4 protein-coding genes and 1 rRNA gene are annotated in these 8,006 nt (G+C 65.1%); all 5 read left to right on the top strand.

The features are described 5' to 3' along the window. Window positions 1–59 precede the first annotated feature (59 nt). A complete protein-coding gene (locus ACIPXZ_RS15775; RefSeq protein WP_400596031.1) occupies window positions 60–2,111 on the top strand; it encodes an alpha-1,4-glucan--maltose-1-phosphate maltosyltransferase in 2,052 nt (683 codons plus the stop codon). Then, window positions 2,108–3,895, top strand: coding sequence for a maltose alpha-D-glucosyltransferase (gene treS / locus ACIPXZ_RS15780; RefSeq protein WP_400596023.1), 1,788 nt, complete (start codon window positions 2,108–2,110; stop codon window positions 3,893–3,895). Before ACIPXZ_RS15775 ends, treS begins: the two co-directional genes overlap by 4 nt. Beyond that, complete coding sequence (locus tag ACIPXZ_RS15785) at window positions 3,896–5,329, top strand: phosphotransferase (RefSeq protein ID WP_400596025.1); 1,434 nt, start codon at window positions 3,896–3,898, stop codon at window positions 5,327–5,329. Next, entirely contained in the window at window positions 5,326–7,539 is a 2,214-nt protein-coding gene (glgB, locus tag ACIPXZ_RS15790; protein WP_400596027.1) for a 1,4-alpha-glucan branching protein GlgB, read from the top strand. Before ACIPXZ_RS15785 ends, glgB begins: the two co-directional genes overlap by 4 nt. 407 nt (window positions 7,540–7,946) lie before the next feature. Further along, window positions 7,947–8,006 (top strand): 16S ribosomal RNA (locus ACIPXZ_RS15795); the annotation flags it as partial.

The following is an 8,006-nucleotide window of genomic DNA, read 5'->3' on the forward strand; positions in this document are numbered from 1 at the left end:
CTACCGTCGTGCCTGTGAGCAGCACCAAACGAAGCAGCAGCAGGACCAAGTCCACACCAGTGCTCCCGGCTCCGGCCGGGATCCCGAGCGGCCTGCAATTCGGGCGTTTCCCCATCACGCAGGTGCAGCCGGCCGTGGAGGACGGCCGGTTCCCCGCGAAGGCGGTACCCGGACAGGGCCTGGTGGTGGGCGCCACCGTCTTCCGTGAAGGCCACGACCAGCTGGGGGTCACAGCGGTTCTGAAAGATCCGAAGGGCACAGTTCGCCAGAGCGTACGGCTGAGCCCGCCCAACGGACCGCGAGGCCAGGGCACGGACCGCTGGGAGGGCGTCTTCACCCCCACGACCACCGGTGGCTGGAGCTTCACCATCCAGGCCTGGCATGACCGCTACGGAACCTGGCACCACAATGCGGAAATCAAGGTCGGTGCCGGGATCGACGTCGAGCTGATGCTTTCAGAAGGGGCCGCTCTGCTGGCCCAGGCGGCCGACGACGACGCCAAGCGCACCGCGGCGGACCGGCGCACCTTCCGCCGTGCCGCCGAAGCGCTCGCCGACCAGAGCCGTTCAGTCGAGGAGCGGCTCGGGGCCGGATTCTCCGCCGATGTCGTCGATGCGGTGACCCGCGAGCCGATCCGTGAACTCGTGACCGAAAGCGCCGAGTACCCGATCCTGGTGGAGCGCAGCGCTGCCGGCCAGGGGTCCTGGTACGAGTTCTTCCCGCGTTCCGAAGGGGCCCGTCGCGACCCCGCCACGGGCGAGTGGACGTCGGGGACGTTCCGGACCGCTGCGGAGCGCCTTCCCGGTGTCGCGGCGATGGGTTTCGACGTGCTCTATCTTCCGCCGATCCATCCGATCGGCAGGGCCCACCGCAAGGGCCCAAACAACACTCTCGTGGCAGGTCCGGGTGATCCCGGCTCGCCCTGGGCGATCGGCGGCCCTGAAGGCGGGCACGACGCCATCCATCCGGACCTCGGCACCTTCGAGGACTTCGACGCCTTCGTGGCGAGCGCCCAGGAGGCGGGCCTTGAGGTCGCCCTCGATCTGGCGCTGCAGGCGAGCCCGGATCATCCCTGGGTGCAGAGCAACCCGGAGTGGTTCACCCAGCGTGTGGACGGCAGCATCGCGTATGCCGAGAACCCGCCGAAGAAGTACCAGGACATCTATCCGCTGAACTTCGACAACGACCCGGCAGGCCTGTGCAAGGAGGTCCTCCGGATCGTCCAGCTGTGGATCGGCCACGGCGTGAAGATCTTCCGTGTGGACAACCCGCACACCAAGCCCGTCTGGTTCTGGGAGTGGCTGATCGGCCGCGTCAACAAGAAGCATCCTGAGGTGGTGTTCCTGGCGGAGGCCTTCACGCGCCCGGCGATGATGCATGCCCTGGGCCGTGCCGGTTTCCAGCAGTCGTACAGCTACTTCACCTGGCGGAACACCAAGGAGGAAGTGGAGGAGTACTTCACCGAGGTCTCCCGTGATTCGGCGCCGTTCTTCCGGCCCAACTTCTTCGTCAACACCCCGGACATCCTGACCCAGTACCTGCAGTACGGAGGTCCGGCGGCGTTCAAGATCCGCGCTGCGCTGGCTGCGATGGGCAGTCCTCTCTGGGGCGTCTACGCCGGTTACGAACTCTTCGAGCATGTGGCGCGTCCGGGTGCCGAGGAGTACATCGACAATGAGAAGTACGAGTACAAGGATCGCGACTGGGCGGGCGCTGAGGCCTCCGGCAGGACTCTGGCGCCGTACCTCACCCGTCTGAACCGGATCCGCAAGGACCACCCGGCGCTGGGTGATCTGCAGAACCTCACGGTCCACCAGTCCACGGACGACTCCACGGTGGTCTTCTCCAAGCACAAGGTGCTGCCGGACGGCTCCAAGGACACGCTCATCGTCGTCGTGAACGTGGATCCGCACGGGACCCGGGAGTGCACGGTCTCCCTGGACCTCGACGCCCTGGACCTCGACCGTCAGGACCTCACCGCATCCCACGGTTTCCGCGTCGACGACCTGGTCAGCGGACAGAGCTGGGAATGGGGAGAACACAATTACGTCAGGCTGGACCCCCATGTGGAACCGGCACACGTCCTTCACATCCGCCGAGGTGCCCGATGAACTTCAGCCTTCCTTCCAATGCGTCCGGCGGTCTGAGCCGCGACCGTTTCGACATCAATGCCCCGGGTCTCGCCCATGACCCCCAGTGGTTCCGGAAAGCCGTCTTCTACGAGGTCCTGGTCCGGGCCTTCTCGGACTCCAATGGGGACGGTTCCGGCGACCTCAACGGCCTCATCGACCGCCTGGACTACCTTCAGTGGCTGGGTATCGACTGCCTGTGGCTCCCGCCGTTCTTCCAGTCGCCGCTGCGCGACGGCGGCTACGACATCTCCGACTACAAGGCCGTGCTGGACGAATTCGGCACGATCAACGACTTCCAGCGGCTTGTCGCCGAGGCGCATGCCCGGGGCATGCGTGTCATCATCGATCTGCCGCTCAACCACACCTCGGATCAGCACCATTGGTTCCAGGAGTCCCGCAAGGATCCCACCGGCCCGTACGGTGATTTCTATGTCTGGAGTGATACGGACGAGAAATACGAGGACGCCCGTATCATTTTCATCGACACCGAGGAATCGAATTGGACGTTCGATCCGATTCGCCGGCAATTCTTCTGGCACCGCTTCTTCAGTCACCAGCCCGATCTGAATTTCGAGAATCCGGCCGTCGTGGAAGCTGTTTTCGACGTCGTCCGTTTCTGGCTTGATCACGGGGTGGACGGGTTCCGTGCGGACGCGATTCCTTACCTTTTCGAAGAGGAGGGCACCAATTGCGAGAACCTCCCAGGCACCCACGAGTTCCTGAGAGCTCTGCGGGCCCTGGTCGACTCCGAGTACCCGGGTCGCGTCATCATCGCGGAGGCCAATCAGCCCCCGCATGAGGTGGTGGAGTACTTCGGCACCGAGGAGGCGCCGGAATGCCACATGTGCTTCCACTTCCCGATCATGCCCAAGCTCTACTACGCGCTCCGGGACCAGCGGGCCGCACCGATCATCGAATCGGTGCAGGACACACCGGCCATTCCGACGGGCACGCAATGGGGGACCTTCCTGCGCAACCATGATGAGCTGACGCTCGAAATGGTGACCACGGAGGAGCGGGCCGCGATGCTCGGCTGGTATGCGCCCGATCCGCGCATGCGCGCCAATGTGGGCATCCGTCGTCGTCTCGCCCCGTTGCTGGACAACTCGCGCTCCGAGATCGAGCTGATCAACGCCCTGTTGCTCAGCCTGCCCGGCTCGCCGTTCCTGTATTACGGGGATGAGGTCGGCATGGGGGACAACATCTGGCTCCAGGACCGCGATGCCGTGCGCACCCCGATGCAGTGGACCCCGGACCGCAACGCGGGCTTCTCGGTGGCGGACCCCGGCAAGCTGTACCTGCCTGTGATCCAGTCGCTCGTCTACCACTACGGCATGGCGAACGTCGAGGCTGAGGCTGCTCATTCCGGTTCCCTGCTGCGCTGGACCCGGCAGATCCTTGCCGTGCGCAAGGCCCACCCGGCCTTCGGGCTGGGCGCCTACCGGCATGTCCCGGCCAGCCACGAGTCGGTGCTGGCGTATCGCCGGGAGATCCTGCCGGACAACCCGGAGGGCGCGGAGCCCGAGACTCTGCTGTGTGTCTTCAACCTTGCGCAGAATCCGCTGTCCGTTTCCCTCGACCTGCCTGAATTCTCGGGGAGGGGCCTCCGGGACATCTTCGGAGGGCAGCCCTTCCCCCATGTCTCGCAAGACGGGACACTGGAATTGACCCTGAGCGGCAACGGCTACTACTGGCTCAGGTTCCGGACCGCCGCACCAGGGACGCAGACCACAGCACTTCCGATCGTGACCAAGGACAGCTGAATGGACTCCCCGGCCGATGTACTCATGGAACTGCTGGAGGACTGGCTTCCCCGGCAGCGGTGGTTCCCTGCCAAGGGGCGCGAGACTTCGCTCTCGCTGGTGGCCACTCTTCCGTGCGACGTCGGACCGGGGGTCCGCGCCGAGATCCTGCTCATCGCCCTGGGGCTTCCCGGCGAGGAGGACGGTGCGATCCTGCATGTGCCGCTGCTGTTCGCCCCGCACAGCGATGCCCCGGTGGAGGCGGGCCGGACAGGCCTGATCGGGACGCTTCCGGGACCCGCCGGGCAGGCGCCCTGGGATGTCTTCGACGGCCCGCGACGTCATGAATTCATCACCGCCGTGCTGGAGATGCTGAAGAACCGGTCCGAGGTGCTCTCACCGGATGGCACACGGGTTGCCGGCCGGTCGACCCCCACCGGGCCTGAATTCCTCGCCCGGGGCGCCGAGCCGCTGTCGTTGCAGCCGATCCGAGGCGAGCAGTCGAACTCCTCGGTGATCATCGATCCAGGGAAGGACGGGATCATCCTGAAGTTCTTCCGGACGCTCTTCCCCGGACGCAATCCGGAGGTGGAACTCGGGGAGATCCTGACGCGCCTGCGGACCCAGGACGTGCCGGTCACACTCGGCTGGCTGGAGGCCCGGTGGGACGACGGCGCCGGAACGGTGGGTGCCGATCTCGCCGTGGCGCACGAGTTCCTGAGCGGGGGCCGGGACGCCTGGATGGAGGCCGTACGCTGTGCCGCCGAAGGGGTCTCCTTCGCACGGCAGGCTCATGCCATCGGGCAGGGGACGGCCCGGATCCACCGACGCCTGGCCGAGGGCTTCCCTCCCGCGGGCCCGTCCGAGACGGAAGACGTCATCACGCGCCTGGCTGCCCGCGTGCGTGAGAGCTGGGAGCCCTCACGCGCCGTCGTCGGCCCTTATGATGCGCAGATCGACCGGCTCCTCGATTCGCTTTCCGCCGTGCCGGCGCTCCCACAGCGCATTCACGGCGACCTACATCTCGGACAGATCCTCTCGGTGCCCGTTCCGGGCGGGGATGCCGAGCGGTGGGTCTTCCTGGACTTCGAGGGGGAGCCGCTGCGCTCGGCGGCGGAACGCTCCCGGCCGGATCTCCCGCTGCGTGATGTCGTCGGGTTGCTGCGTTCCCTGGACTACGCCGCGGGCGCCGCTCAGCGCCGGCTGGCGGATTCCGTGGTTCCGGCCGGCTGGGTCCGTGAATGCAGTGAGGCGTTCCTGGAGGGCTATTCAAGTGTGGTGCCGGGGAGGATCGACCAGCGTTCTCCCCTCTTCATGGCATTGTGGCTGGACAAGGCCCTGTACGAGGTCCGATACGAGCAGAGCAACCGTCCCGACTGGCTGGACATCCCGGCCGGAGCGGCGCGGCTGACGCTTGAGGAACTCGCAGGCGACGAATCGAAAGGGACACCATGAACCCCACCCCGGAGGCGGCCTCGCAGGCGCCCATGCCCATCGACCGGGCCACGTTGGGTCAGGTGGCGCATGGTGAGCATCATGCTCCCCATTCCGTCCTGGGAGCCCATCTGGACGAGCGCGGGGTCGTGACCTTCCGGACGGTCAAGCACCTCGCAGAGGCCGTCACGGTGATCCTGTCCGATGACGCCCGGATCCCTCTTCAGCACGAGGAATTCGGGGTGTGGGTGGGAACCTACGTCTCTCCGGACGGTGCGCATGTGCCGGATTACCGCATCGAGGTCCAGTATGAGAACGCCGAACCGGTAGTGGTGGACGACCCCTACCGGTACCTTCCGACCCTCGGCGAGCTGGATCTGCACCTGATCCAGGAAGGCCGTCACGAGACCCTCTGGACCGTGCTCGGCTCACATGTCCAGCACTACAGCTCCGTGCTCGGGGATGTCACTGGCGTCTCCTTCGCCGTATGGGCCCCGAATGCCCAGGCGGTGCGGGTGGTCGGTGATTTCAACGGCTGGGACGGACGGCAGCACTCCATGCGTTCTTTGGGTTCCAGCGGTGTCTGGGAGTTGTTCATCCCTGATCTGGCACCGGGCACCCGGTACAAGTTCGCCTTGCGGACCCGGCATGGTCACTGGGTCGAGAAGGCTGATCCGCTCGCGTTCGGCACGGAGGTTCCGCCGATGACGGCCTCCGTGGTGGTCGAACGGTCCTACGAGTTCCAGGACACCGAGTGGCTGGAGGCCCGGGCCGCCCGTGATCCGCACAATGCGCCCATGAGCGTCTACGAGGTCCACCTCGGGTCCTGGCGGCTGGGCCTCGGCTACCGCGATCTGGCCCGGGAACTGGTGGAGTACGTACAGTGGCTGGGATTCACCCACGTGGAGTTCATGCCGGTGGCCGAGCACCCCTTCGGGGGGTCCTGGGGTTATCAGGTGACGTCCTACTACGCGCCGACCTCCCGTTTCGGGCACCCTGACGAGTTCCGCTTCCTGGTGGACGCCCTGCACCAGGCGGGTATCGGCGTCATCATGGACTGGGTGCCGGCGCATTTCCCGAAGGACGAGTGGGCGCTCGCGCGGTTCGATGGCGAACCGCTGTACGAGCACTCTGATCCGCGCCTCGGGGAGCATCCGGACTGGGGGACGTACATCTTCGACTTCGGACGCAAGGAAGTGCGCAACTTCCTCGTGGCCAACGCGCTGTACTGGCTCGAGGAGTTCCATATCGACGCGCTGCGCGTGGACGCCGTCGCCTCGATGCTCTACCTCGACTATTCCCGCGAATCCGGTGAGTGGGTGCCCAATCGTTTCGGCGGGCGGGAGAACCTGGAGGCGATCGCTTTCCTGCAGGAGACGAATGCGACCGTCTACAAGCGCAATCCGGGTGCCGTCACCATCGCGGAGGAGTCGACCGCTTTCCCTGGGGTCACCACTCCCACGGCCGACGGCGGTCTCGGCTTCGGCCTGAAGTGGAACATGGGTTGGATGCACGACTCGCTGGCCTATGTGGCCGAGGACCCGGTCAACCGGCGCTGGCATCACAACACGATCACCTTCTCGCTGGTCTATGCCTTCACGGAGAACTTCCTCCTGCCCATCAGCCATGACGAAGTCGTGCATGGCAAAGGCTCCATGCTGCGCAAGATGCCGGGTGACCGTTGGCAGCAGCTGGCCAATCTGCGGGCCTTCCTCGCCTACCAATGGGCACATCCCGGCAAGCAGCTGATCTTCATGGGCACCGAGTTCGGCCAGGAAGCGGAGTGGAGCGAACAGCACGGCCTCGACTGGTGGCTGGCTGATGGGCCTGATCACCGGGGAGTGCAGTTGCTGGTCCGGGCCCTGAACGGGATCTATCGGGAGACGCCCGCTCTGTGGGAGCAGGACAACACGGGGGACGGCTATCAGTGGATCAACGGTGGCGATGCCGACCGGAACGTGGTGAGTTTCGTTCGCTGGAGTGCCGATGGCGAGGCGCTGGTCTGTGCGGTCAACTTCGCCGGGGGTCCCCATCACGACTATGTGCTCGGCTTCCCGTCGGATGGGGAGTGGGTGGAGGTGCTGAACACGGACGCCCATGAGTTCGCCGGCTCAGGAGTGACCAATGGCGGTGCGGTGATTGCGGACAACGGGCCATGGGACGGGCAGCCGGCCTCCGCCCGGGTGACGCTTCCTCCGCTGGGTGCCGTGTACTTCACCCGGCTGGCGTGAACCGACGACGCGGTGCCCGGAAGCCATGATGCGCTGAAGGTGTAAAGCCCCAGCTCAGAGGGGATTTGGCAGAAGGCTTCCACGGTGGTAGAGTTATTACCCGCACCGCAGGGAAGAGTTGCTCCGCAGGAGTCAACCGACCACGCCGGGAATCGCGAATAATTCATCCGGCTCTCATATGAGAGCCAACTGAATGAAAGAAGCGATTTGCGCCGAGGAATTCGGGGTGGTAAGCTTGATAAGTTGCTTCGGCGGCGAAGGGCTGGTGAAAAACCGGCTTCACAGCTCCGAAAGCAGTCTGTTGTTTGAGAACTCAATAGTGTGTCATGTTTTTTTGATACCAATGTTTTTTGGTAATCACTGGCTATCACCCCGTGGTGGTTGGTGTTTGCTGGGTTTTGAATTTCTTTTTGGAGAGTTTGATCCTGGCTCAGGATGAACGCTGGCGGCGTGCTTAACACATGCAA

It is taken from the genome of Arthrobacter sp. NPDC090010, from assembly GCF_044748305.1.
Taxonomy (GTDB): domain Bacteria; phylum Actinomycetota; class Actinomycetes; order Actinomycetales; family Micrococcaceae; genus Arthrobacter_E.